This is a genomic window from uncultured Capnocytophaga sp., from assembly GCF_938029845.1.
Lineage (GTDB): Bacteria > Bacteroidota > Bacteroidia > Flavobacteriales > Flavobacteriaceae > Capnocytophaga.
Window position 1 is genome coordinate 1 of the sequence record NZ_CALHGG010000135.1, and the last position, 22,969, is coordinate 22,969.

Annotated in this window: 25 protein-coding genes; 11 read left to right on the forward strand and 14 right to left on the reverse strand. The window is 41.1% G+C overall.

Annotation, left to right across the window (positions count from 1 at the left end; genetic code table 11):
• From Q0625_RS09520 to Q0625_RS09540, 5 genes are all read left to right on the forward strand, one after another.
• On the forward strand, positions 1-530 hold a 530-nt coding region (locus Q0625_RS09520; RefSeq protein WP_298826342.1), incomplete at its 5' end, for a S1 RNA-binding domain-containing protein.
• 87 nt (positions 531-617) lie between these two features.
• On the forward strand, positions 618-2,555 hold the full coding sequence (locus Q0625_RS09525) for an LTA synthase family protein (RefSeq protein ID WP_298826344.1): 1,938 nt from the start codon (positions 618-620) through the stop codon (positions 2,553-2,555).
• An 84-nt stretch (positions 2,556-2,639) separates the two neighbouring features.
• Positions 2,640-3,101: a transcriptional repressor gene (locus Q0625_RS09530; RefSeq protein WP_298826346.1), complete on the forward strand. Its 462-nt coding sequence runs from the start codon at positions 2,640-2,642 to the stop codon at positions 3,099-3,101.
• A gap of 12 nt (positions 3,102-3,113) precedes the next feature.
• Positions 3,114-4,385, forward strand: coding sequence for an adenylosuccinate synthase (locus Q0625_RS09535; protein WP_298826349.1), 1,272 nt, complete (start codon positions 3,114-3,116; stop codon positions 4,383-4,385).
• Positions 4,386-4,400: 15 nt separating this feature from the next.
• On the forward strand, positions 4,401-5,966 hold the full coding sequence (locus tag Q0625_RS09540; protein WP_298826352.1) for a DUF4270 domain-containing protein: 1,566 nt from the start codon (positions 4,401-4,403) through the stop codon (positions 5,964-5,966).
• 174 nt (positions 5,967-6,140) lie between these two features.
• Here the strand turns inward: Q0625_RS09540 and Q0625_RS09545 are convergent, their stop codons facing one another.
• From Q0625_RS09545 to Q0625_RS09580, 8 genes are all read right to left on the reverse strand, one after another.
• Positions 6,141-6,872 carry a polysaccharide deacetylase family protein gene (locus Q0625_RS09545; RefSeq protein ID WP_298826355.1) on the reverse strand — a complete coding sequence of 244 codons (732 nt, stop codon included), beginning with the start codon at positions 6,870-6,872 and terminating at the stop codon, positions 6,141-6,143.
• A gap of 1 nt (position 6,873) precedes the next feature.
• The gene (locus Q0625_RS09550) at positions 6,874-9,039 is read right to left on the reverse strand and encodes a PepSY domain-containing protein (RefSeq protein ID WP_298826357.1); all 2,166 of its coding nucleotides are present in this window, start codon (positions 9,037-9,039) and stop codon (positions 6,874-6,876) included.
• Between the two features lie 87 nt (positions 9,040-9,126).
• Positions 9,127-10,449, reverse strand: a complete 1,323-nt coding sequence (locus Q0625_RS09555; protein ID WP_298826359.1) for a DUF58 domain-containing protein — start codon at positions 10,447-10,449, stop codon at positions 9,127-9,129.
• Positions 10,446-11,432 (reverse strand): MoxR family ATPase, encoded by a 987-nt coding sequence (locus Q0625_RS09560; protein WP_298826361.1) that lies wholly within the window; start codon positions 11,430-11,432, stop codon positions 10,446-10,448. Before Q0625_RS09560 ends, Q0625_RS09555 begins: the two co-directional genes overlap by 4 nt.
• Positions 11,433-11,442: 10 nt before the next feature.
• A complete protein-coding gene (locus Q0625_RS09565; RefSeq protein WP_298826362.1) occupies positions 11,443-12,624 on the reverse strand; it encodes a hypothetical protein in 1,182 nt (393 codons plus the stop codon).
• Positions 12,625-13,416 (reverse strand): DUF4129 domain-containing protein, encoded by a 792-nt coding sequence (locus Q0625_RS09570; RefSeq protein ID WP_298826363.1) that lies wholly within the window; start codon positions 13,414-13,416, stop codon positions 12,625-12,627.
• A complete protein-coding gene (locus Q0625_RS09575; RefSeq protein ID WP_298826365.1) occupies positions 13,400-14,290 on the reverse strand; it encodes a hypothetical protein in 891 nt (296 codons plus the stop codon). Before Q0625_RS09575 ends, Q0625_RS09570 begins: the two co-directional genes overlap by 17 nt.
• Before the next feature lie 6 nt (positions 14,291-14,296).
• Positions 14,297-15,259, reverse strand: coding sequence for a stage II sporulation protein M (locus Q0625_RS09580; RefSeq protein ID WP_298826367.1), 963 nt, complete (start codon positions 15,257-15,259; stop codon positions 14,297-14,299).
• A 24-nt stretch (positions 15,260-15,283) separates the two neighbouring features.
• Between Q0625_RS09580 and Q0625_RS09585 the strand changes: the two genes are divergently transcribed.
• Complete coding sequence (locus Q0625_RS09585) at positions 15,284-16,024, forward strand: RDD family protein (RefSeq protein ID WP_298826369.1); 741 nt, start codon at positions 15,284-15,286, stop codon at positions 16,022-16,024.
• A gap of 276 nt (positions 16,025-16,300) precedes the next feature.
• Positions 16,301-16,795, forward strand: a complete 495-nt coding sequence (gene azu, locus Q0625_RS09590) for an azurin (RefSeq protein WP_298826392.1) — start codon at positions 16,301-16,303, stop codon at positions 16,793-16,795.
• A gap of 64 nt (positions 16,796-16,859) precedes the next feature.
• Here the strand turns inward: azu and Q0625_RS09595 are convergent, their stop codons facing one another.
• Positions 16,860-17,438 carry a fumarylacetoacetate hydrolase family protein gene (locus Q0625_RS09595; RefSeq protein ID WP_298826371.1) on the reverse strand — a complete coding sequence of 193 codons (579 nt, stop codon included), beginning with the start codon at positions 17,436-17,438 and terminating at the stop codon, positions 16,860-16,862.
• 57 nt (positions 17,439-17,495) lie between these two features.
• Here Q0625_RS09595 and Q0625_RS09600 point away from each other — a divergent pair, with 57 nt between their 5' ends.
• Complete coding sequence (locus Q0625_RS09600) at positions 17,496-18,044, forward strand: RsmD family RNA methyltransferase (RefSeq protein WP_298826375.1); 549 nt, start codon at positions 17,496-17,498, stop codon at positions 18,042-18,044.
• A 37-nt stretch (positions 18,045-18,081) separates the two neighbouring features.
• Here Q0625_RS09600 and Q0625_RS09605 read toward each other — a convergent pair whose 3' ends face one another.
• Both Q0625_RS09605 and purN read right to left on the reverse strand, forming a co-directional pair.
• Positions 18,082-18,549 carry a DinB family protein gene (locus Q0625_RS09605; RefSeq protein ID WP_298826378.1) on the reverse strand — a complete coding sequence of 156 codons (468 nt, stop codon included), beginning with the start codon at positions 18,547-18,549 and terminating at the stop codon, positions 18,082-18,084.
• 9 nt (positions 18,550-18,558) lie between these two features.
• Entirely contained in the window at positions 18,559-19,125 is a 567-nt protein-coding gene (gene purN, locus Q0625_RS09610) for a phosphoribosylglycinamide formyltransferase (protein WP_298826394.1), read from the reverse strand.
• A 107-nt stretch (positions 19,126-19,232) separates the two neighbouring features.
• Between purN and coaD the strand changes: the two genes are divergently transcribed.
• Both coaD and Q0625_RS09620 read left to right on the forward strand, forming a co-directional pair.
• Positions 19,233-19,712, forward strand: a complete 480-nt coding sequence (gene coaD / locus Q0625_RS09615) for a pantetheine-phosphate adenylyltransferase (RefSeq protein ID WP_298826380.1) — start codon at positions 19,233-19,235, stop codon at positions 19,710-19,712.
• Positions 19,712-20,926 (forward strand): folylpolyglutamate synthase/dihydrofolate synthase family protein, encoded by a 1,215-nt coding sequence (locus Q0625_RS09620; protein WP_298826383.1) that lies wholly within the window; start codon positions 19,712-19,714, stop codon positions 20,924-20,926. Before coaD ends, Q0625_RS09620 begins: the two co-directional genes overlap by 1 nt.
• Positions 20,927-20,935: 9 nt before the next feature.
• Here Q0625_RS09620 and Q0625_RS09625 read toward each other — a convergent pair whose 3' ends face one another.
• Complete coding sequence (locus Q0625_RS09625; RefSeq protein WP_298826385.1) at positions 20,936-21,166, reverse strand: ferredoxin; 231 nt, start codon at positions 21,164-21,166, stop codon at positions 20,936-20,938.
• A 94-nt stretch (positions 21,167-21,260) separates the two neighbouring features.
• On the opposite strand from Q0625_RS09625, the gene Q0625_RS09630 reads away from it, so the two are divergent.
• Positions 21,261-21,836, forward strand: coding sequence for a DUF3109 family protein (locus Q0625_RS09630; RefSeq protein WP_298826387.1), 576 nt, complete (start codon positions 21,261-21,263; stop codon positions 21,834-21,836).
• 206 nt (positions 21,837-22,042) lie between these two features.
• Here Q0625_RS09630 and Q0625_RS09635 read toward each other — a convergent pair whose 3' ends face one another.
• Together Q0625_RS09635 and Q0625_RS09640 are read right to left on the reverse strand one after the other, a co-directional pair.
• On the reverse strand, positions 22,043-22,609 hold the full coding sequence (locus Q0625_RS09635) for a 1-acyl-sn-glycerol-3-phosphate acyltransferase (RefSeq protein WP_298826396.1): 567 nt from the start codon (positions 22,607-22,609) through the stop codon (positions 22,043-22,045).
• A 91-nt stretch (positions 22,610-22,700) separates the two neighbouring features.
• A complete protein-coding gene (locus tag Q0625_RS09640; protein WP_298826390.1) occupies positions 22,701-22,928 on the reverse strand; it encodes a hypothetical protein in 228 nt (75 codons plus the stop codon).
• Between the last annotated feature and the right edge of the window lie 41 nt (positions 22,929-22,969).

Below are 22,969 nucleotides of genomic sequence, written 5' to 3' on the forward strand. Positions count from 1 at the left end.
AAGGTATCGACGGATTGGTATACATCTCTGACCTTTCTTGGACTAAGAAAATCAAACATCCATCTGAATTCTGCTCCGTAGGAGACAAAATGGATGTGGTTGTCCTTGAATTGGATGTAAATACTCGTAAACTCGCTTTAGGTCACAAGCAATTGGAAGCCAATCCTTGGGACAAATACGAAAATGAGTTTGCTGTAGGTACTATCCACCAAGGTACTATCTCTAAAATCACTGACAAAGGAGCAACTGTTCCTTTCAATGATGATATCCTAGCTTTTGTTCCTTCTCGCCACTTAGAAACTGAGTCTGGCAAGAAATTGGGCAAAGGAGAAACTGCTGATTTCAAGATTATTGAGTTCAGCAAGGAATTCAAGCGTGTAGTTGCTTCTCACACTGCTATCTTCAGAGAAGAAGAAGAAAAGAATGTAAAAGAAGCTGCTGCTCAGCCTGCACAACAAGTAGAGAAATCTACTTTAGGAGACTTGGATGTACTCCAAGAACTCAAAGACAAGATGGAAAAAGAACAATAGTGGTTTAGTTTTTTTCATAATTTTTGTTTTAGGGTACTACTTTGTTCTAAAGTAGTACCTTTTTTTACTTTTTTAATCCCTTTTCTTATGAAGTCTGTTCGCATCAACGAATATTTGGTATTTTTATATCGTATTTTCCTTATTTATTTCTTCTATGCAATTGCGCGTGGCTTATTTATCTACTTCAATCATGATGTTATGAGTGATTATCATAGCTTTGACCTATTTTATTATGGCTTAGCTTTTGATAATTCCGCTATCATGTATGTGAATTTGCTCTTTATACTACTGAGCTTGCTCCCTCTATGGTATAATAAGCATCCTAAGTTCCAAAAAATACTCTTTTGGATCTATTTTATCCCCAATATTATTGCTTATGCCACCAATTTTATTGATATGGCATACTATCCTTTTAGCAAATCACGACTTACCACTGCCTCTTTTGCAGTCATAGAACACGAACAGAACATAGCAAAACTGATTGTTCCTTTCTTAGGAGACTATTGGTACTTATTCCTTTGGTTTTTCTCCCTTATAGCTCTTTGGATTTACCTATATAAGCGTGTAAAAGTACAGCAAGTAATTGTCTCTAGTAAGAAAAGCTACTATTTCAGTTCTATATTTACCTTTTTCGGCTCTGTCATCCTTATTATAATGGCTATTCGCGGAGGAGGATTTACCTCTGATACACGCCCGATCAATATGCTTGATGCTAGCCGACATGTGAATATTTCTGCCCAAGCCGATGCTATTCTTAACACTCCCTTCTGTCTTATCCGCAGCTTAGGGAAGAATAAGGGATTCAAGGAATACCACTTTGTCACTGAGGATTATATCAACGAGAATATCAAACCTATCAAGCAATACCACCGTGAGGTAAAAAGCAAGCCCAATGTAGTACTCTTTATCTTGGAAAGCTTCGGAAAGGAGTATTGGGGATGTATGAACACTAAGGGGGACATTCCAGATTTCAAGTCCTATACTCCGTTTTTGGATTCACTCTCCCAGCATTCTTTCGTATTGGACAATGCCTATTGTACAGGGCGCCAGTCTATTCACGGCATGTCCTCCATGCTCGCTGGAATTCCTTCCTTCCAAGTGGCTTACACCTCCTCTCCGTATGTAAAACAGCCTACGGAATCCTTGGTTTCTATTGCTAAAGAAATGGGCTATGATACCTCTTTCTTCCACTCGGCTCCCAATGGTTCTATGGGCTTTTTAGGCTTTTCTAACCTATTAGGATTTGACCACTATTATGGAAAAACAGAATATAACAATGATGCCGATTTCGATGGCGTCTGGGGCATTTGGGACGAACCTTTCTTCCAGTATATGTGCCGTACGCTCTCTCAGAAGAAAGAACCTTTCTTAGGAAATATCTTCACGCTCTCCTCCCACCACCCTTTTCAGATTCCTAAACAATATGAAGGAAAATTTGACAAGGGCACCTTGGAGATTCACCAATGTATCGGCTATACGGATTATGCTATCAAGCAGTTCTTTGCCTGTGCCAAAAAACAACCTTGGTTTGAGAATACTATCTTTGTTTTTGTCAATGACCACCCCAACCAGACCTATTATGAGCATTACAAACAAGCCATTACCAATATGGGTGCCGCTATTATGTTCTATAGTCCTAACCCTGATTTGGTACCCACAAAACGTTATAGTGAGATTAGTCAGCAAATAGATATTTATCCGTCATTGGTAGACCTCATGGGCTATCAAAAACCTTTCCGCTCATGGGGACGTAGCGTATTTGCTAGCAGTGCGGATGAGACTCCGCGTGCCTTCATCTCCAATGCGCTTATGTATCAGATGAAACAAGGCAACTACATCTATATACTTGACGAAAACGGCCAAGTTAATGGAATATATAACAAAGAAGATGAGGCACTTAAGCATAACCTATGGGGCAAAGAAGATAATGCTGAAATACAAAAAGGAATAAAAGACCTCCAAGCCTTTGTTCAGGACTATATGGACAGAATTATTAACCATAAATTAGCCCCTAGTAAGAACTGATAATCAAAATATTACAAAATAAAAAGTATTTATTTGTTCTTATCTAATTATTTTTGTAAATTTGTCGCCTAATAAGTATTTTATATGGGAACTAGTGCAGAGAATCAAGAAATTGTTAAAAAAGTTTTTACCAAATATTTAGAAGAGCATGCGCATCGTAAAACCCCTGAACGATATGCCGTTCTTCAAGAGATTTACGAGAGTAACGAACACTTTGATATAGAGTCACTTTATATCAAAATGAAAAATAAAAATTATAGGGTAAGCCGTGCTACACTCTACAATACCATTGAGATCCTCTTGGATTGTGGGCTGGTACGTCGCCACCAATTTGGACAGAACCAAGCCCACTACGAGAAGTCTTATTTTGACCGCCAGCACGACCATGTTATCCTTACCGATACAGGGGAGGTAGTGGAGTTCTGTGACCCTCGTATTCAAGCGATTAAGCAAACCATAGAAGAGGTTTTTGATATTACTATTGACAATCATTCTCTTTATTTCTATGGCAGACGCAACAAAAAAGAAAATACTAACGAAGCTTAAAACCAATTTATAATGGCAGTAGATTTACTACTCGGTCTCCAATGGGGAGACGAGGGAAAAGGAAAAATCGTAGATGTCCTTACACCCAAATATGATATTATCGCACGCTTTCAGGGTGGTCCCAATGCGGGACATACTTTGGAATTCGAAGGTATTAAGCATGTTTTACACACTATCCCCTCCGGCATTTTCCGTCCCAATGTGGTCAATGTCATCGGTAATGGAGTCGTGATAGATCCCATTATTTTGAAAAAGGAAATTGATGCACTCGCTCCCTTTGGTATCAATATAAAAGAACGCTTACTAATCTCTCGTAAGGCTCATATTATTCTCCCTACCCACCGCTTGCTTGACCAAGCTTCAGAACTCTCAAAGGGAAAAGCCAAAATTGGCTCTACTCTCAAAGGGATTGGACCTTGTTACATGGACAAGACAGGACGCAATGGACTGAGAATCGGAGATATAGAGAACAAAGACTTCCTTAGCCTATATCGTGCCTTGACTGACAAGCATCTTTCCATGATTGACTTCTATGGAGTGAGCCTTGAGTACGACCTCCAAGCTCTTGAAAAAGAGTTCTTTGAGGCTATCGAACTGATCAAGTCACTTACTTTTATTGATAGTGAGGACTTTTTCTACCATGCACAAAAACAAGGCAAAAAGATTCTCGCCGAGGGGGCACAAGGCTCTATGTTGGATATTGATTTTGGTACGTATCCATTTGTCACCTCCTCCAACACCACTGCCTCTGGAGCTTGTACAGGTTTGGGAATTGCCCCTAACCAAATCAAGAATGTAATGGGTATCTTCAAGGCTTATACTACCCGTGTAGGTAGCGGCTCTTTCCCTACGGAACTCTTTGATGAGATAGGAGATAAAATAGGTCAAATAGGCCGCGAAGTAGGAGCTACCACAGGGCGCAAACGCCGTTGCGGATGGTTGGACTTAGTAGCTCTCCGCTACGCCATTCACCTAAGTGGTGTTACCCAACTGATGATGATGAAAGCCGATGTCCTTAGTGGCTTCGATACCTTAAAGGTTTGTACTGCCTATCGCTACAAGGGAGAAATCATTCAGCACTTCCCTTATGGTACCGAGACGGAGGAAATTACACCTATCTATACCGAGTTTAAGGGTTGGAACACAGACCTTTCAACTATTAAGAATTTCCATGATTTCCCTAAAGAACTCTTGGACTATATTCGCTTTATCGAAAAAGAAGTGGAAGTACCTATCACGCTGGTATCAGTAGGACCTGACCGCACACAAACTATTGTTTTCTAAATTAACCGAATGAGAATGAAGCATATATATACTTTCTTATCCCTTACCTCCCTTATATTGGCTGCTTCCTGCAATACTGATGGGGATATCCGCCAAGTAGAAGGGAACATCCTTGGGAAACCGCTCTTCACTCCTAAAAAAGACTCTATTTCTCTAGAGTTCAATAACATAAAGGTAAGTGCTATACAGACCAATAGCCAAAATAACCCACTCCTTGGCCAACTCACCCAAGGAACCCTTGGAACTACCAATGTAGCATTGGTCACTCAAGCCTTGCTCTCAAGTGCTGACCCTACCTTTGGAGAGAAAACCCAAACACAGGAAGCCTCCTCCTACAATGAAAACGAAACAGTGGAAAAAGTATATCTTTATTTGCCGTTCTTCTCCACTGAAAAGACAGTCCAAGACCCTGCCGATGCTAAGAAAACAATCAAGACTTACACCTTGGATTCTATCTATGGAGGGAAAGAGGCCTCTTTCACCATGAAAGTACAACAGCTCAACTACTTCCTAAGGGATATTAATAACCAATTGGAATCACAAGTATATTACTCCAATGAGGTACTTCCTACAGGGGCTACTATGGCCGAGGTTAATGTAGCAGGAGCAAGCAATAATGCCATTGTGCGTTACCAATTTGACGACCCTACTACACAGGCTAACGAATCCACTAAGGAAAAAGACAGACTCGCACCTGGTTATCGTATAGAACTCTCCCCTACCCTTTTCCAAAGCCTACTCTTGGACAAGGAAGGTGATAGCTCCCTCAGTAACAATGATTATTTCCGCCAAGCGCTCAATGGATTGGTGATTTCAACAACTAACTTTTCCTCTGGCTTACTAGCTCTTATCAACCTGAAGAACGCTAAGATAGAGGTAATCTATAACTATCAGTACCAGAAAAATGGCACTTCTTATACCAAGAAGAAGTCCTATGAACTCTCTTTAGGAGGAATTAGCTTCAACCAATACACCAGAACTAATGATACCGTAACTCTCTCCCAAGATGCTATCTATCTCAAGGGAGGACAGGGTTATGTAGCCGAACTAAGTATCCCAGAAAATAATCCTGTTTTCCAAATGCTTAAGAGGAAAAAACCAATGATCAATCAAGCAGAGTTGTACCTCTATGTGGATAAGACTAAAGTGGATCTTACCCAACAACCGCCTTATGTGATTATATATAATGCTACCAGAGGAGTTCCTCTATATGATTATGCAGCAGAACTCTCTAGCAATACTTCCACGAGTGATATTGTCTCCATAGGACGCTTGAAGAAAGACAACAAGGGCAATTATTACTATCATTTTTACCTAACGGATCACCTAACAAGTATTATCAAGAATGGTTCAGATAATGTAAAAATAGGTTTAGCGGTCTCCACACACCTAGCTCAAGATACTAAGACAACTCTTTCGGCAATGAGAAGTATCTCTTATAAGAATAGTGCTAATGAGGTTAAGAAAACTGTTTTAGCAAATGCAGAAAACACCCTCTATACATTAGTTTATGGCAATAGCAGCCAGGTTCCTGAAGGTAAGAAACTAAAACTTATGGTATATTACACTCTCACAGAGTAATGACTCCTAACTTAAAAAAACAACAAATTGCGTCTCTACATAGGTGCTGGCTAAGACAATTTCTGATTAGCATAATCCTCGTAGAGACGCAATTTATTGCGTCTTAACTAAAGTAGAGATCTATTGCATCTTAACAAAATTAGATATACAAATATTTTCTACTATGGGTTTGCATTACAAATCCAAAACTACTTGATAATCATTTTCTTTGAGATACTTCAAAAGTCGCTCCAATAAGCGAAGTGTTCGCGGAGAAGTATCATGCATAAGAATAATATTTCCTTGAGACAATTTAGATAGCACTCGGCTCCATAGCCGAGTTTCGTCTTCTATTATGGTATCTAAAGAACGTATATCCCAGCCTACTACTGTCTTACCTGTACGCTTGGCTGCCCGTGCTATATGTGGATTGGTAACCCCATAAGGTGGACGGAAATAAGGGGTTATTATCCCCTGCTGTGCCAAAAGTGCATCGGTTTGTTGTATCTCCTGAATCATGGTTGCGGTAGAAGCAAAGCAATTCTTTGGGATATGGCTATAGGTATGATTGCCTATTAGGTGTCCCTCCTGTTTGATTCGCTGTACTATCTGTGGGTATTGTGCTACTTGGTGACCTATACAGAAGAATACCGCCTTAGCCTCATATTGCTTGAGCAGATCCAAAAACAGAGGGGTTAGCTCCGTAGGCCCATCGTCAAAGGTAAGTACCACCTGCCGCTTTTGCTTATTTTTCAAACGACAAAGAGTAGGCACAAAATAGCCTAAACGGATATCAAACACCCCCCAAGAGAGCAACCCCACAAAGAGTAACCCCAAGGCAAGGTAATACCCCCAGCCCCATGTATACCAATAGCCTACTCCTATCCCAAGGGCTAAGAGTAGGCAGTTATAGTAATGCTTGGTCATCTTAATAACAATCAACTAATAATTGTTGGTTTGCCTTATAATAATCGGCTGAGAAAGGCGTCAGCTGGCTAAGGAAAGTGGTAACATCTTTATACATATCCAAAGAACCACAGATCATCACCACTCCATCCGAAGTTAGTACCTCTGTAAGCAGTGCGGCATCTCTCTTAAGCAAATCTGTTACATAACCCCCACTTGCCTCCCGAGAGAATATCAGCTGAAAATTCTTAATTTTTCCTTTTTGCTGTTGGGACTCAAAGAAGTGGCGATACTCAGCTGCGGTAGCATCATTATGGCGCAATCCTAAGTATACATGAACTTCAGCTTGCTTGTTTTGGTCAGCCATACCCAAGAAAGGAGCTACCCCAGTCCCATTGGCTACCAGCACTACCTTCTTGGCTTTCTTAGGAAAGTAGAAAGATGAATTAGGGACGATACGCGCTTGGAAGGTCTCTCCTTTTTTGAGCTGATAGAGATAGCCTGAGCCTAATCCGTGTGCATGTAGCTTAACGGTTAGTTGCAACTTGCCCCCTACTTTCCCTATAGAATAAAGGCGTTCTTGCTTGCCATCGGGATAGATAGCCAAGAGGTCTCCAGATGTAAAACGCTTTTTGGTATGTAGCACCAAGGAAAAAGTCTCCTCTGGAGCTGTTTCCTTAGCCGCTTCCACTACTTTTATCTTTGTCAGTGCAGCTCTTTCTCCCTCATAGTAGGACGGAGTAGTCTCCAAGGCAAGTTCACTCAGCCCATTCCATGCGGCTACCCATGCTACAAACTCCGCCGAGGATTGATCATTGACCGTATGCACAGGTAGCAGAGAAGTCGCCCAAGAGGTCTCTTTGAGTGCTTTCTCTATAGCAAAAGCAAAAGCACAATAATCAGGATAGAGTTTAGAGCCAAATCCTACTATACTACAAGACAAAGCTCCTTGTGGAGTTGTACGCAATAGAGATAGGAACTGATCAGCATTGCTCGGAGGATTCCCTACCCCATAGGTTGAGGTAAATATAAGCAGATGCGTCCCCTTAGGATAAGTTTGGTAACTATTGAGTGGTGCTAAATAGGTCTTTTTACCTAAAGCTTGTAGCTGAGTAAAAACCTTTTGGGCTATCGAAAGCGTATTGCCTCCTTCTGATCCATAGAGTAGGATGTACTCTGCTTCGGCAGGAGTACAGGTATTGTGTACCTTTACCGACTTGCGGGAGAAGGTTATGACAAAACCTGTATAGATGAAAAAGAGCATCCCCACACAAGCAACAACCAAAATAGCTGCCCACCATACGCTGGTACGTCCTGTATGTAAGTCCTTACAAAAGCGGGCAAAAACCTGAGTTTTAGGATAGACCACCTCGCTCAGTACATGGCCTGTAAACTGGCTTACCACCAGTTCTCTATCCTTGAGCTTTACCAAATAGGCATCCTCAAAGGTAGTATCAAAAGGAAACTCCACACTTACCACCTGATCCAAGGTGATTTGGTTAAATATAGGTATTTGCTGGACATCCATAGGGTCTTCCCCATCATAAGATTCTTCTACTGAGTAATCTACCTCGTATTTTTCCTTTGGTTTTTCTCCTAAGAAACGATTATATACCAAGTAAGTACCTGTAAGACCTAAGATAAGCAGCGGAATAAGCAGCCATTTGCCAAAAACAGTATGGTAATAGCGGGAAAAACCGTCCTTTATCGTCTTTTTAAAGAAGTTTCTCGCTCCGTTTTGTTTTTTAAAGATTAGCATAAGCCCTGAAAGCACACTAAAGACCAAGCAAAGCGCAATAAAGCCCATGATGATACGCCCTACATTCTTCAGTTCTAAAGAGCGATGTAGGGAAGTCATGAATTTAACAAAGGAGGATTTCTCCTCTACCTTGCCCAAGACCTTGCCTGTAAGTGGGTCTATATGGGCTTTAACCTCTGTACCCTCGTTGTCTGTTGCTTTGATAGCCGCAAAACCACGAGGATCAAAGGAGAGGGTATTGACCTCTTGGTAAGCCTCCTTTACCCCTGCTATGGATTGTGCCAGTGTGATCTGGTCAAGATGTGCTGCCTTGTAAGAGGGATATTGTCTGTCTATGTTATCTATCCCTATGATAATCCCTGTTACAGAAACCAAGGCAAAGAATAAAGAAGCGATAATGGCTAGAGTTAAGTGAATGTAACGCATCATTTTAGTGAATAGTGAATAATGAATAACGAAAAATGAATAGTGAACGCATGAAGAGTATTTTTTCACTCTTCACTTATCACTCTTCACTTATATCATTCCCCTTGCTTTAAGCTCCAGATATTTATTGATGCTCTGGAGGGTGAGGTGTTGGGGAGCGGTGAGTATACACTGAATCCCATGACGGGTCAGTTCTTGAACAATAAGGCGTTTCTCAAAGGAGAATTTCTCGGCGATAACCTTGTCATACACCTGTTGGATATGCTCGGAAGGCTTACGCAAAAGCTGTTCTAATTCTGTATTTTGGAAGAAGATCACCACTAAGAGGTGCTTTTTAGCAATTGCCTTTAGGAAAGGAAGTTGCCTATACAAGCTATTAGGAGTCTCAAAATTGGTATAAAGCATCAGCAGACTGCGTTGCTTAATGGTACTATTGATGTCCGAATAAAGCCTACCGAAATCCGTTTCCTTGAAATCGGTCTCTATGCGGTAGAGTTTCTCCATAATTTTCTCCATCTGGTCGGACTTACGATCAGCCACTACCCTATCCTCTACCTTACGGGAGAAGGTGAAGATTCCCGCCTTATCCTGCTTCTTGAGAATGATATTGGTCAGTGCCAAAGAGGTATTAATCGCATAATCCAAGAGAGAAAGCCCTTCAAAAGGCATATACATACTGCGCCCTTTGTCTATGAGGGTATATACATGTTGCGATTTCTCATCTTGGTACTGATTGACCATCAGCTGTGCTCGCTTGGAGGAGGCTTTCCAGTTGATTGTTCGCATATCATCACCCTGTACATAGTCGCGGATATGCTCGAACTCCATAGTGTGACCTATCTTACGTATTTTCTTGATTCCATAGTCTAAGAGGCGCTGGGAGAAAGCCATAAGCTCAAACTTCTTCATCTGGATAAAAGATGGATAGGTAGCCACCATGGCATGCTCACAGGAGGTATAACGCTTTACAAACAAGCGCAAAGGACTATATACAAAGGCGTTGAGCTTCCCAAAGTTATACTCTCCACGCTCAGTGGGACGCAGGTAGTATTGGAATATCTGCTCCTGCCCTCCTTTGAAATAGAGCGTGTATTCAAAATCACGCTTTTGGAACTGAAAGGGAATCTCATCAATGAGTTTTACATACATGGGAAAAGGATAGAGACTCTTGATATGTACCTCTATAAGATTCTCATCGCTATTGGAGAGCCTTTCTGGCAATATCCGCTGGGCTATAATCCCCTTTTTGGAGGTAAAAACCAAGAGAAAATCTAGAAAACATAGCAAAGCAAATACATACAAAGCCCCCTGCGCTATGGGAGTGAGCCCTACCCAAAAGAAAGAGAGGGTAAAGAGTCCCATAAGGCAAAGTAAACAGATAAAAAAGCCTGTATGTAGGTATAATTTTCTCATCGGGGTATGGCTACACTTTCTATGATTTGTTGGATAATCTGCTCAGAGCGAATGCCTTCCATTTCTTTTTCAGGAGCGAGTATCACCCTATGCCCTAGTACTGGGTAGGCCGCTTGCTTGATATCCTCAGGAGTAACAAAGTCACGTCCTGCCAGAGCGGCAAATCCTTTGGCAGCATTGAGCATCGCCAAGGAAGCACGCGGAGAAGCTCCTAAGTAGAGGAAACTATTCTCACGGGTGTTTTGAGTGATTTTAGCGATATATTCGATCAGTTGGGGCTCTACAAGTATATTCTTGACCTCAGCTTGGTAACGCACTAAGCTCTCCGCCGAGAGTACCTTGGACACCGTAGCAGTTTTGTCCTGTGCTTTGGCGTCATGTTCACGGGTAATAATCTGAATTTCATCTTCTAAGGCAGGATAGTCCATTACAATCTTGAAGAGGAAACGGTCTAGCTGTGCCTCAGGCAGGCGATAGGTACCTTCCTGTTCTATCGGGTTTTGGGTAGCAATCACCAAGAAAGGGGGCTGCATCTTAAAGCGCAAACCATCTATAGTGATTTGTCGCTCTTCCATAACCTCAAAGAGTGCTGCTTGGGTTTTGGCTGGAGCACGGTTGATCTCATCTATAAGAATGAGATTGGAGAAGATAGGTCCTTTCTTGAACTCAAATTCTGACTTTTTAAGGTCAAATACAGAAGTTCCCAACACATCCGAAGGCATAAGGTCAGGAGTGAACTGTATGCGGCTAAAACCTATATCCAAGGCTTTGGAAAGGAGCTTTACCGTAATCGTCTTGGCTATCCCTGGTACCCCTTCCAAAAGGACATGTCCATTACTCAGTAGCGCTACCAATAGGTAGTCTATCATCTTTTCCTGTCCTACGATGACCTTCTGAAGTTCAGTGCGTACTTGGCTTAATTGGTTTTGCAACTGACCAAGGTCAAGGCGAGAGGCAAATTCTAATTTATTATTTTCGTCCATAGGTATATCTTTAATGTATATTCCAAAATTCGTCTATCCATTTGTCCAATTGGAGGAGGGTCTCCTCTTGGGCTTGTTGGGTTTGCTCAAAGTGTATAATGATACTGACGATCTGTTGTACTAAGTCCTTATCTTTGCCTGACTTATTATATAACTTTGTGGCAAAATCCTCATTGATTTGCTGGGTGTCCAAGTAATATCGTTGCCTGACTTGATCTAGGAAATAGGTAATTTTCTTCTGTACCATATCAGTAGCATCCCGTTCTTGGTAGTAGAGCGAGCTGATGCTTTGAGCAAACTCCACCGTGGTATTCTTAGGCTTTTCTATCACAGGAATGATACGTTGTTGGCGTTTGCCCTTAAAGAGCAGATATAGCAAAAAGCCCAAGATCATCAGCCGCCAAGCCATACGCAATTGTGGCTGACTCATGATAAAGCTTAGCGCATCCTCCCCTTGAGTAGAAGGGACAAACCACACCGTTGGCCTATCCTGTGGTAGATAGGAAAGCACTGTAGCTGCATAAGAGCGTACTTCTTGGCTCTTCTTGAGAAAGTAGTTGGTAAAGGCTATCGGTGGCCCTAAGTGGAGAAAAAACTTCCCCTTGCCATAAGGTACTTCTACAAAGTTGATTTTCTTTCTCATTTCTTCTCTATCAGAGTAAAATACATAGCCCAAGACCTTATCCCGCTCCTTATCCAACTGAGTAAAATAATTGACCCTCAAATAGGTTTCCTCTGGATGGAGGTAGATTTTTCTATTATAAGAATTACTATTGAGTTGTAGACTGATTTCTTTTAATGTATGCTCATAGTCTACTTCTATCTTTAGGGAATCCATTAATCCCTTATCTTTTTCAAGAAAAAGAGCTTGGCTACCTGCCTTTACATCGGAAAGTATTTTCTTGAGAGATACCTCATCTATTCCTTTTGTGGTAAAAATATAGTTCTGATTGCTTTTTTGATGATTTCTCCTGAGGTATTCGTAGGGTGTATAAGATATTTTATATACCTCTTTGGAGAAAAAGTGATTGAGTTGCTCACCAAAGATATAGAGCCCATAAGGTTGCTTGCTATTGGCATCATAGGTCAGTTCCCAATCCACCCGTCTATCAGCCGAGGAAAAGACAGTCAGGGACATAACAATGACCACTACACTCAAAAGAATCAAATAATTACGTATTGCCTTTCCCATTTACTTCCTTTTTTGAGTGTTTATATACCCTTGATAATCTGCCTTTGCCTCTTGGTATTGGGCATCATTGATAGAGAACTCTCCATACCATATATAGTTATATACTTTGGAGAGATAGACAAAGCGTGCCTTCTGGGTTGGGTCTTTGATCTCGCGTTCGTAGTCTGAGTTCGTTTTTCTTACTTCCCATGCTATCTGCCCTTTATCGGAAAGCACCTTCAGCAGCCATAGGTAATATAGGCGAATACTCTGGCGCGTGTCATTCTGTTGTTCCGCTTTTTGTATCAATGTAGGGAAGTCCGCTTGATGAAGGTGTTTCTCTATGACATCCATAGGTATATCAGAGAGTTTTTCTTGACTCCTATCAGTCAGCCAACGACCCTTGCGAGCAAGTGCCCAGCGTACCACAAAGAAGATAACGACCAATAAGAGTACAAATCCTAATAATTGTAGTATATCTTCCGCCCCATTCCCTCTTAGGTTCTTTCCATAGATAAACTCGAGTATTTTATATATAATACTTTCCAACACATCCCAAAAACCTGAAATAAAAGCATCTTCCTGTCCAGAGACATCTGAGTAATCAAAATCAGCAGTATTATATTGGTCAGGCATTCCTTCAAAGGAGCGCAAAGCATCGGGAGGCGTTTGCTTGATAGGAATCTGATAAGAAAGGCTGTCCTTTCCTTGGGCAGCAGGCATATCTTCTTGTGCATACAAAGGTACTCCTATACACCAGAAGTATAGGAGTAGCCCGTATAATTGTATTTTTTGCCTATTCTTCCTGAGCATTTTGACCTATAAGATCTATTTCATCTATATAATCCGCATCTTTTTCTCCAAAATGGATGAGAATTTGTAAGAATGTTTGAAAATTGGATACTACAAAAGCTATTGTAATTACAATAAGCACCAAGATAAAGACTAAGATCACATTGCTTATGGTAGCCTCAAAGCTACCAGTAACTCCCAAAGTGATTACATAAACAACCACAGGAACAATAATTCCTGCTATCATTATAGCCATAGTAATAAGATACATTACAAAAGTAGCCCCAAATTTGTCCCAAAAACCTACCTTGAGCTGATCAATCACCTTACCCAATGCAGGGAAATAGTCCATCTTATCCTTGATATATAAGAGCATAAATTGTTGTACAAAAAGGATCATAAAAGAACCTATAAAAGTACTGATAAGCTGCGACAAAACAGGTTCTCTTTCGTTAAGTGCCGTTATCCCCGTTAGGATAAAACCATAAGGAATCCCTATCACAAATATAGAGATAAACCCAAAGACAAAAGCCCTTGGGAGCATGACTTTCATCTTAGCAAATATTTCCTTAGCACTTATATCGCCCCTATAAGGTGCCTCCTCTAGCATTTGCGTATAAGCAATGGGGTAACAAATAACAAACAATATTAAAAGGATAGACAACAACAGCAAGACCAAAACCAATAAGGCAGTAGGTCCAAAACCAATAGAAAATGACGAAGAGGCATAAAGAGCCAACATAGCCGAGGCTATGATCCCTGTTGCTGCCAATATTGCCCCATTGACAATTAAGTAATTAGAGAAGAAATTCCTAGCATACTTCTTAAAGAAAATAAATGTATCTCCGATGAGAGCACTGAAGCCTCTTTTTTTGTAGAAAATAAATTCGTTCATAATCTTTTAACTATTTGATTTATAATTTTTTATTATAGGATATATCAAGAAATAATAAGTAATCACCGCAAGTGTCCCCAGTATAATCGTAAGGTTCAGCCACAGGGGCATATCATAATAATAACGGGTGATAAAGCCTTCTATAAAGCCTGCCGCTATAAAGAAAGGTACTGTACCAAAAAGCAATGAGACTCCTTCCCTAAAGGCAATCTTAAAAGAAAGCATACGCGAATAAGTCTTAGGAAAGAGAATCCCCCCTGTAAGAACAAAACCTGCGGCTATAGCAATGACAATACTGAAAATCTCCATAGCTCCATGTAGCCACAAGGCTCTTAGTGCAGCCTTTATCTCTCCCATTTCATAACAAAAATACATGAAAGCCCCCAATATAACCCCATTTTGTAATGCCGTAGAGAAAGTCATCACCCCTGCAGTAATCCCAAAAAGGAAACAGTAGAAAGCCACCTTGATATTATTGAAGGTAATTTCTATAGCTGAAGCCCAATTGCTCCCTTGCTTATATACGGCCATAGGATCTCCATTTTCTATATTCTCCAAGGTCATGTTCACATACATATCCCCCATAATAGCCCTAACGTAGCGCGGCTCGTAATACGCCGAAAGCGCCCCTACCAGAGCAAAGAAAAAGAATAGGATAAAACTAAAATAAATCAGCTTACGATACTTATAGGCAAGTGTAGGTACATAGTCAGCGAAAAAAAATTTCAATCTATTTTTTTCAATTCGCTTGGTTTTGTAAATTTTTTGGTATATTTGCGTTACCAAAAAATTGAGATAAGTAACTGTATTACTCTTTGGGTAATAGGTCTGTACAAAAGATAAGTCTCCCAATAGCTGGACATAATAATCCGCCATTTGATCAGGGGAAATAGGCTTTCGCTCGTTTAGAACGGTCTCTACCTCCAACCATTTGTCTTTATTTTGCTTTATAAAGGCTACTTCTCTCATACAAGGGGCTAAATTAGAAAAAAAATGTCAAAAATACAAATAAAAACCACACAAAATATTTTGCTTGCCTTCGAACCTGCTTCCATTGTAGAGCGTATGGGTGCCTTTGCTATTGACTTTGTCCTTATCATGGGCTATGGATACCTCGCTAGTGTAATTATAGATCTCTCTGGCTATAGTTTCTTTACAAACCCTTGGGAGTTTTTAGCGATCTCTTCAGTACTGATGCTACCTGCTGCTTTCTATTCCTTGGTAGCGGAATCCCTTATGCAAGGACAGACTGTAGGTAAGCGTATCCTAAAAATCAGAGTACTGAAGATAGATGGTTATCAAGCTTCCTTTGCCGATTTCTTTATTCGTTGGACCTTTGCCTTGGTGGAGGTAGCCCTTTCTATGGGCTCTATTGCGCTTATCAGTATCATCTCCTCCAAGTACTCTCAGCGCTTAGGTGACTTTGCCGCAGGGACAGCGGTCATCACCGAACGTAACAAGACGAACATCTCCCATACTATCTTGGAAGAACTCTCCTATACCTATCAGCCGCTGTTCTCTCAAGCCGAGGTGTTGCTCTTTTCGGATCAAGATGCCCAAACTATCAAAAACTACCTCGCCCAAGCCCTAAAAAGCAAAAATGGGCAGTTCACTATAGCGCGCTTAGCGGATAAGATCACCGAAGTCTCCAAGCGGGAACACACCTCCTATACCCAAAAAGCAGACTTTATCCAGCAATTCCTCAAAGATTATAGTTTTTATACTGGCAGGTAATAAGGTTTTGGTTACGCAACGGTTACGCAAATTTATTTCTACAAACATTCTGATAATCAAAATTTTAAATAATAATACCCTTGTTTTTTGCCCCAAAAATAAGGTTTTGGTTACGCAACGGTTACGCAAATTAATCGCTAAGAACTCACCATTCAAAATTATTACAAGCCTTAATTTAAAAATATTCTAAATAATTTGTTGCGTTAGATTTTTATTTGTACTTTTGCGGCATATTTATATCTAAATTATACCGATATGAAAAAAACATTGTTTTTGATGGCTACTGTTGCTCTAATGGTAGCTTCTTGTGGAGATAACAAGAAACCTGAAGAGGCTGGACAAACTACAGAACAGCCTGCTGCTACTGAAGCACCAGCAGCAGACCAAGCAGCTGAAGCTGTAAATGTAACCTTGGAAGGTACTGACCAAATGACCTTTAACATTCAAGAAATCAAAGCCAAAGCAGGACAAACTATCAATGTTACCCTTAAGCATGTAGGACAAATGCCTAAAAATCAAATGGGACACAACTTCGTACTTCTTAAGAAAGGTACTGATATTCCTACTTTCGGAATGGCTGCTATGGAAGCTGGTCTTGAAAAGGACTATATTCCTAACAATGGAGCTGATGTGATTGCTCATACCAAGCTTATCGGAGGCGGAGAAACAGATACTATCTCTTTCAAAGCTCCAGAACCTGGTACTTATGACTACATCTGTTCTTACCCAGGTCACTTTTCTCTTATGAAAGGGAAACTTATCGTAGAATAAGTTGTTCTAGTTATTATTCTTTTCAATAGTAATAGAGGTTACACCCTAGGGTGTAACCTCTAATCTATTTTACTGTTACTGAAAATAACCGTTCTGTTTGTATGGTTGCCTCCCAAGTGGTATCCCCCTTCATAGAATAAAGGACATCGGTCAAAGGTAAGGCTAACACATCTCCTGTGCGTAGTGTTAGATACTCCGACACTATTTGCAAGGCAAGAGGCAAGCGCTGCAGGGTTTGTTGCAAAGGTAGCTGCTCAATAACTGCCCCATTTTCACTAAAAACGACTACTGTTTCCTGCTGCAACAGATGAATCGGCAAGAAACTCCCCACTACCATAGATCCATCAAAAGCGGTAGCTAGCTCCCATGGCCTTGCTGCTGCCTGAAGCTCCTTTTGCCTATCATAAGCGGTAAGGGCAAGCCCCAAAGAGACTTGCTCGTAGTACTTAGAGGCAAACCTATCCGAGATACATTTGCCCTGCTTACTAATCTTAATTAATAGCACCGCTTGACCACGGAGATCGGTGGTAAAATCGGGTATATAGAGCGGAAGCTCCCTATTATGTACGGCCGTATCAGGCTTTATATAAAGAAGCGGTGCCTCTTGCTCAGAAGTAGGAGGTTGTATATATACTATTTTCACTGAAAAACTTTTTTTATCATTATAAAATCCGTAATTTTGCCCTTTATTTAGACAAATATGCGTATTATCTCTGGTTCCCATCGTGGCAAGCAACTCATCGCTCCCAAGACACTCCCTGTACGTCCTACTACGGACTTTGCCAAGGAGTCTCTTTTTAATATCCTCAACAACTACTTTTTCTTAGATAGTATCAAGGTGCTTGACCTTTTTGCAGGTACAGGCAATATCAGCTATGAGTTTGGCAGTCGCGGTTGTCCCGATATCACGGCCGTAGATAGCCATGCCGCTTGCGTGCAGTATATCCGCAAGACAGCCGAAGCACTCGGCTACCCTATTGAGGTGATCAAGGCTGACGCCTTCACCTACTTGGAACGCAACCTGAGCCAATATGATGTCATCTTTGCCGATCCTCCTTATGATATTTCCCCCGAAGATCTTAACAGATTAGTCACTTTGGTTTTTGAAAGAAACCTCCTTAGTGAAGATGGACTACTTATCATAGAACATTCTGCAAAAATCTCTATGGAAGAAAACCCTCATTTTGACCACGAAAGGCGATATGGCGGGACAGCATTTAGTCTATTTGGAGTAAAAAGCGAAGAGTAAAAGGAAGATAAACGCTTCACTTTTTCGGCTTTCACTATCAGACTAAGTATTTGATAGCAATCACCAACCCCAAGTGCATACCTTCATGGGTATTGTTGAAATAAATAGCATCTTCCACACAGTTTAGCGGATAGTTCAGCCCTGTGAGGTAGTTGGTATAAGTGGTGAAAAGTCCCTTTTGGTAGTCCTCTTCCAACTGTTGTTGAGTGGAAAGGAGTAGGCTCTTAAGAGTATCTACTTCTTCTTGAGTGGGGATGTGTCCGTCAGGCACCGTTCCCTTACGATAGGCTGCAATAAAATCCTCTGACACATACATAGGTAGCCCACTATTGTAGTAGCAGTACAATTGTTGTGTGACAATAGCATGAGAGATATTCCAAAGCAGATTATTGCGGAAGCCCTGAGGAATGACGGCCAATTGCTCTAAGGTAAAACCTTCTAAATACTGTAAGTATCGCTCTCTAATACACTTGTGTAGGGCGAAAACGGATTTGTCTAATTTCATTTTTATAGATTAGTTTTGTAATAGTTGCTTGATTATAAGTGGGAATGCACGATACTCCAACTCATGTACCTTTTGGGCAAGACTCTCAGGGGTATCCGCAGGAGTGATCGCCACACGCTCTTGGTAGATAATCGCCCCCTCGTCATAGTGTTCATTGATATAATGAATAGTGATACCACTCTCTTTCTCACCTGCCGCTATCACAGCCTCATGTACATGCATGCCATACATGCCTTTGCCTCCATATTTGGGCAGTAAGGACGGATGAATATTGACAATTCTATTGGGGAAACGAGCAATGATATTCTCAGGACACTTCCAGAGGAAGCCTGCCAAGACGATAAGGTCGGGTTGTTCTCTCTCTAAGAGATCTAGTATATAGGACGTTTCATAAAAATCCTTCCTGTCAAAGAGCATACAAGGCACATCCAAACGCTCTGCACGACCTATTACCCCTGCTTTGGGGTTATTGGTAAGGATAAATGCTACCTCGGCCAAGGCGTTTTCTCTGAAATAAGTAACAATTCGTTCTGCATTGGAACCATTGCCCGAAGCAAATAAAATGAGCTTTTTCATCATACAAGAAATTTGTGCAAATTTACACATTTTTTTTGGGGAGAGCCAGAAAAAAATGACTTCTTTTTCTTACCTTTGCCCCTTGAAACAACTGATGACAACAACCTATGAAAAAGGCTATTTTTCCAGGTTCTTTTGACCCTATCACCTTAGGGCATTATGATATTATTTGCAGGGCTACAGAACTCTTCGACGAAATTGTAGTAGCCGTAGGAGAAAATGCCGACAAGCGCTACATGTTCTCTGTGGAAGAGCGCAAAGCCTTTATTGCCAAATCATTTGCCGACAACCCAAAGGTAAAAGTAGTTAGCTACCAAGGTCTTACGGTAGATTTCTGTAAAAAACTACACATCTCATTCATTCTCAGAGGCTTACGAAATCCTGCAGACTTCGAGTTCGAACGTGCTATTGCACACACTAACAGAGACTTGGCAGGAGTAGAGACGGTATTCCTACTTACTGCGGTGAAGACTTCCCATATCTCCTCCTCCATAGTGCGTGATGTAATTCGCAACCGAGGCGATTACACCCTCTTAGTACCTGAGAGTGTGCGTATTGAAAACATTGAAGATTACTATATACACTAATGACTTACACAGAAAGCATAGATTGGTTGTGGGCACATCTGCCTATGTACCAAGAAAAAGGACGATCTGCCTTCCGAGGCAAATTGGATAATATTCTCCTTTTGTGCGACCACTTAGGCAATCCACAAGAGCAATTTCCTTCCCTACATATAGCTGGTACCAATGGTAAAGGCTCCTCCTCTCATGCGCTTGCTTCGGTCTTACAGGAAGCAGGTTACAAGGTAGGACTCTATACCTCCCCCCACCTAAAGGACTTTCGCGAACGTATCAAAGTCAATGGAGAAAACATCTCTCAAGAGGCTGTTAGTCAGTTTGTTGAGAAAAACAAAGACTTTATGGAAGGGGAAAACTTTTCCTTCTTTGAGGTTACCGTAGGTATGGCCTTTGACTATTTCGCCTACCAAAAGGTAGATATAGCTGTGATAGAAGTAGGACTAGGAGGAAGATTGGACTCTACCAATATCATCAACCCCATTGTCTCACTTATCACCAATATTGGAAAAGATCACACCGAGATTTTAGGAGACACATTGGAGGAAATTGCCCAAGAAAAAGCCGGTATTATCAAGCCACAAACTCCTGTGGTTATCAGTGAATTTCACCCACTTACTGCACCAGTATTCAAGCAAGTAGCCGCCGAGAAAGAAGCACCTATCTATTTTGCTGATTCTCTGGAGGTGCCTTATACTATGGATCTTAAGGGGGGATATCAGGCCAAGAATATTAAGGGGATTGTACAAACCTTACGTATATTACAAGAAAAAGGCTGGGCTATTTCTGAAGAAAATATACAAAGAGGGCTCTCACATATTGTAGCCAACACTCACCTGATGGGACGCTGGCAGCTCCTAGGAGAAAATCCTAAAATGATATGTGATACCGCTCACAATGCCCATGGTTTTGCAGAGATTTTTGCCCAATTAAATCAAGAAAAATACAACACCCTACACATGGTACTTGGCTTTGTCAAGGAAAAGGATTTAGATGCCATTCTTCCTATGTTCCCAAAGCAAGCTCATTACTATTTCTGTACGCCAAAGATAGATAGAGGTCTCAGTGCCACTGTTCTACAAGAGAAAGCCGCAAGCTATGGTCTCCATGGAGATGCCTTCCCTTCTGTGAGTAGCGCCCTAGAACAGGCACAAGAACAAGCCCATGCCGATGATTTTATCTACATAGGAGGAAGTACCTTTGTCGTAGCAGAGGTAGTATAGCCGAGGGAGCTAGATCTTTTTGGTCGTGATAATTTTGACAGGGCATGCCTTTTGGGCATTTTCACAAGCCTCAAAGATACTATCATCATGGGATTTGAGGGTAAAAAAGCCTTTTTTTTCTGTGGAGCGCAAGAGAACACTCTTTCCATCCTTTTTGCTCATCTGGAACTGCTCTGGAGCCATCTCCACACAATAATTACAACCTATACACTTATCACGTTGTAGCGTTACTATGACCACTATATTATTTTGAGTTTTATGTTTTGATTTTTGAGTTTTGGTTTTGAATTACAGTCTTCTGACCACTAACAACTGACCACTAACAACTGACACCATGATTGAAATAGATAACACCTTAATCTCGGAAGAGATCCTAGAAAATGACTTTGTCTGCAACCTCGATGCCTGCAAGGGAGCTTGTTGCGTGGAGGGAGATGCAGGGGCACCTGTGGAGGACGACGAGGTGGAAATCCTCGAACGTATCTACCATAAGGTAGCTCCTTATCTGAGCGAACAAGGCCGCAAAGCTATTGAGGCACAAGGCACTGCGGTACGTGGCAGCGATGGTGAATGGGAAACACCTCTTATCAATGGTGGTGAATGTGCCTATGTGGTCAGAGACGAAAAAGGTATCGTTCTCTGTGGAATAGAACAAGCCTATCGCGAGGGTAAAATAGATTGGAAAAAGCCTATTTCCTGCCACCTCTACCCTATTCGCCTCAAGACATATCCTTCCTTTGTCGCTGTGAATTACGAGCGCTGGAGTATCTGCAAAGATGCCTGTATTCTAGGGCGTAAACTCCAGGTACCTGTCTATAAGTTTGTTCGTGAAGCCCTTATCCGCAAGTTCGGAGAGGAATGGTATGAACAATTAGAAGCAGCAGAGAAAATGATAAATGAAAACAACTAATAGAGTGAATAGTGAATAGCTGATAGTTAATAGTTAATAGCTAATAGTTAATAGTAAATCAATGGTTAAAATGTTATTCATCAACTGTCTAAAACGTAATAAATTGCGTCTTAATGAATTGAACTATACAATTTTTCTCTACTATTGATTTGGATTAATATCTAAGTAGTTTTTTCACTTTTCACTCTTCGCTCTTCACTTTTCACTTAATGAAAGTTTGGATTCCACTGCTCGGGGTATTTAGGATTTTTGTCCCTATAATACTCCCTTATCTCGCTCATAATACTCTCCTGAGAGCGTGTCTGTAAGTCTTCTAATGAAATCGTTTTTCCTATATAGATAATTTTCTTTTTGAAATCACCTGCTCCCAATACTACAGGTACTTGAGCCGAAAGGGCTATATGATAGAAGCCCATACGCCACTTATTTACCCTCGAACGAGTGCCCTCTGGGGTTACTACTAAGCTAAAATTCTCCTTCTTATACAGATCGGTTACAAACTCCACTATATGATTGCGCTGAGAGCGGTCTATTCCCAAACCTCCCAAAGCACGAACAATCGCTCCATACCAAGCCTTGGTATGACTATCCTTAATAATGAGCTTAATAGGCTTCTCCAACTTCCAATAAGCCAATATACCTATCACAAACTCCCAATTGGAGGTATGTGGTGCCACCACCAACACACAGCGGTTAAGGGTATTCACATCACCTTGTAGTTCTATCTTCCAACCAGTAAGCCACAAAGCAAAACTACCAATCCATTTCTTTATCTTCATAGGTAAGATTTTGAGGGCAAAGATACAATTTTTTAGAGAAAAAGTAAAAGGTAAAAGGTAAAAGTTGTTGGTTAGTAGTTAGTGGCTAGTGGTTAGTGGCTAAGTTACTTCCACTGGTGCGTTTCTTGCAGCTCCTCCGCTGGCGCGTTTCTTGCAGCTCGTGCCTATAATACATAGAGCTTGTAGCTCTCTTATAGTAGATATGCCTATGTGTTGAGTACTGATAACAAAACAAGAGAGACTTTCCATTAGTGGAAAGTCTCTCTTCTCTAGTTATTGTTATATCCTTCTTTAGGCATTCTTCACTATTCATTCTTCACTATTCACTATCGATAGAGTGTAAAGTGTCCTTTG